The organism is Pseudomonas sp. CGJS7 (assembly GCF_036961695.1).
Map to the genome: position 1 here is coordinate 1 of NZ_JBAMDI010000280.1, position 2,480 is coordinate 2,480.

Annotated in this window: 3 protein-coding genes; all 3 read right to left on the minus strand. The window is 67.9% G+C overall.

The annotated features are described in order from the left end of the window. Nucleotides 1–36 precede the first annotated feature (36 nt). Nucleotides 37–879, minus strand: a complete 843-nt coding sequence (locus tag V7787_RS52645; protein WP_336095434.1) for an NAD-dependent protein deacetylase — start codon at nt 877–879, stop codon at nt 37–39. 85 nt (nt 880–964) lie between these two features. Further along, nucleotides 965–1,492 (minus strand): hypothetical protein, encoded by a 528-nt coding sequence (locus V7787_RS52650; RefSeq protein WP_336095435.1) that lies wholly within the window; start codon nt 1,490–1,492, stop codon nt 965–967. A gap of 247 nt (nt 1,493–1,739) precedes the next feature. Continuing rightward, a partial coding sequence (locus tag V7787_RS52655) for a YadA family autotransporter adhesin (RefSeq protein ID WP_336095436.1) occupies nt 1,740–2,480 on the minus strand: 741 nt, incomplete at its 5' end.

Consider the following 2,480-nt stretch of genomic DNA (forward strand, 5'->3'; position numbering starts at 1 on the left):
GCGGCTCGCGCGGCTCCTACGGGGGGTCGCCGAAATTTACGCGAGCGCGGCATCCAGCGTCGCCCCGCAATCGGCTTCCAGCTTCAGCGTCGCGATATCGTCGGCGCGGGTCACCCCGCGATTGAGCAGCGCCAACGGCAACCCGGCCTCGCGCGCGGCGCGGGCGAAGCGGAAACCGGAATAAACCATCAGCGAAGAACCGACCACCAGCATCGCGTCGGCCTGCGCCAGCGATTGCTGCGCCGCGCTCACCCGGGCGCGCGGCACGTTCTCGCCGAAGAACACCACGTCGGGTTTGACCATGCCGCCGCAATCGCCGCACACCGGCGTGGCGAAGCGCTCGAAATCCAGCCCTTCCAGGTCCGCGTCGCCGTCGGGCAAGGCCGCCGCGTCCAGGCCGATCCAATCGGGATTGCGCTGTTCCAGTTCGCGTTGCAGCCGCTCGCGCGCTTGCCGCGCGCCGCAATCCAGGCAGACCACTTCGTCCAGGCAACCGTGCAGATCGACCACGTCGAGGCTGCCGGCGCGCGCGTGCAGGCCGTCGACGTTCTGGGTCACCAAGGCGTGATCGGGCTCGCGCTGCTGCCAGCGCGCCAGCGCCCGATGTCCGGCGTTGGGCCGGGCGCCGGCGAACGCCGGCCAGCCGACGAAGCTGCGCGCCCAGTAGCGCGCACGGGCGCGGGCGTCGCCGACGAAGGCGCGGAAATCGATCGGCGGTTTGCGTTGCCAGGCGCCGTGCTCGTCGCGGTAATGCGGGATGCCCGAATCGGTGCTGATGCCGGCGCCGGTCAGCACGAACACGCGCCGGTGCGGACGCAGCCAGTCGTGCAGGCGCTGGGCGGCGTCGGTGGTGGCGGGGGCCGGGACGGTGGCGGTCATAAGGTGCTGGCGATAGCGGCGGGCTGGGGTGAGAAATGGTGGCGTTCGCTGCCGATCCAAGGGGATTGAGCGGGCCGCCGCCGGGTCAGGACAGATGCGATTTTTCGCCTGGGTACTCCGCCGCCACCACTTCGAAGGTATCGAGCAAGGTTTGCTGCAAGGCCTCGGCCGAGACTTCGACGGCACGGATTTCCAAGGCCGCCTCGTCGGGGCGGTGCATGTCCACAGTCAGGTACAGGCGGTCGCGGGTGGGAATCAGGAAACTCAGCAAGTGCAAGGTCGTATCGCCCAGATTGAGGAAGCCCCACAGATCCGACAGGTTGCCGGTGTCGGGCGCTTGCTCGGAGTCGTCGGCGAAGATCGAATGGATCCGTTCCGGCGCCAAGTCGCCGAAAACATCCGGCCGCGGCTGGAAACGGGCGCCGTTTCGAAAGCTCTTCAGATCCCTGTGCAGCAGAAACAGGAAGGCTGGAACGTAAACCGCATTGTCGTTCGCGGTCAGATGGGTATCGGCGGCATGGATGTCCACGCACCGCATCTGCTCGCTGCCGGGATCTTTCGCGGCGATCTGGAACTGCAAGGTGTTCTTGTCGCCGAAGATGCGCGTGGGCATGGAGTTCCGGTTCTGTTTGCATCGTCTGCCTGCCATTTTGCTGCGTTGGCTTGGCCTTGCAACGGCCGTGCGGGTTTTGAGCGAACGATCCCTCGCGCGCCGCCCGGCGATGCGGTGCGCGTCACGGCGACAGTAAAAAAAGGCCGCCCGGATCGCTCCGGGCGGCCTGGCTACCCGCGAGCGGAGGGCTCGCGGATCGCCGGGGGGAGGTCCCTGTGCAGCGGCATGCCTCCTGCAGCCGCCGCGATTACCAGACGATGCCCGCGCCGATGGTGACGCCCACATCGCCCTTGGAGTTGCTGTTGCCGGAGAACTTGTAGACGTAACGGCCGTCCTCGGTGATGGTCGAGATGCCGATGGCGAAGCCGGTTTCGCCGCGGTAGGTGCTCGCCGCCATCGCCGCCATGCTCTTGCCGGGCATGTAGGACTGCGGCAGACCGGCCACCGCCATCGCCGAGGCGACGCCGGCGCTGGCCTTGTCGTCGAGCCGGCCGATTTCGCGACGCAGGCTGTTGCCCCAATTGTCGGTGTACTGGTTGGAGGTGCTGATCGCGCGGTTCACCCCTTCGTTGAGCTGTTGCACGTTGACCGCGTCGGTGTTGGCGGTGCCGGCGCGCACGTTGCGGATGTTGACCGAGCCGCCGCCGTTGTTGAGGGTGATCTGGGTGTTGTTGACGCTGCCGTCGACGTTGGTGTCGTAACGCACGGTGCCGTTCTGCGAGGCCTTGAGCTGGGCGACGTTGACCGCGTCGTTGTCCTGGGTGCCGTTGGCGACGTTGGTGATCTGGCGTTTCTGGTTGGCGTTGCCCACCGAGACCGTGTTGGCGCGATCGGCCACCGCGCCCTGGCCCAATGCGACCGCGCCGCTGGCGGTTGCGCTGGCGCTTTCGCCGACCGCGACGGCGTTGGTGGCGCCGGCGGCGATCGAACTGTTGGCGCCGAGCGCGGTGCTGCCGTCGGCGTTGACCCGGGCGTTGCCGCCGATGGC

Bases quoted from the DNA above. Each gene is read 5' to 3' on its own strand.
- V7787_RS52650 (WP_336095435.1), bottom strand. From the start codon at position 1,492: ATGCCCACGCGCATCTTCGGCGACAAGAACACCTTGCAGTTCCAGATC.
- V7787_RS52645 (WP_336095434.1), bottom strand. From the start codon at position 879: ATGACCGCCACCGTCCCGGCCCCCGCCACCACCGACGCCGCCCAGCGC.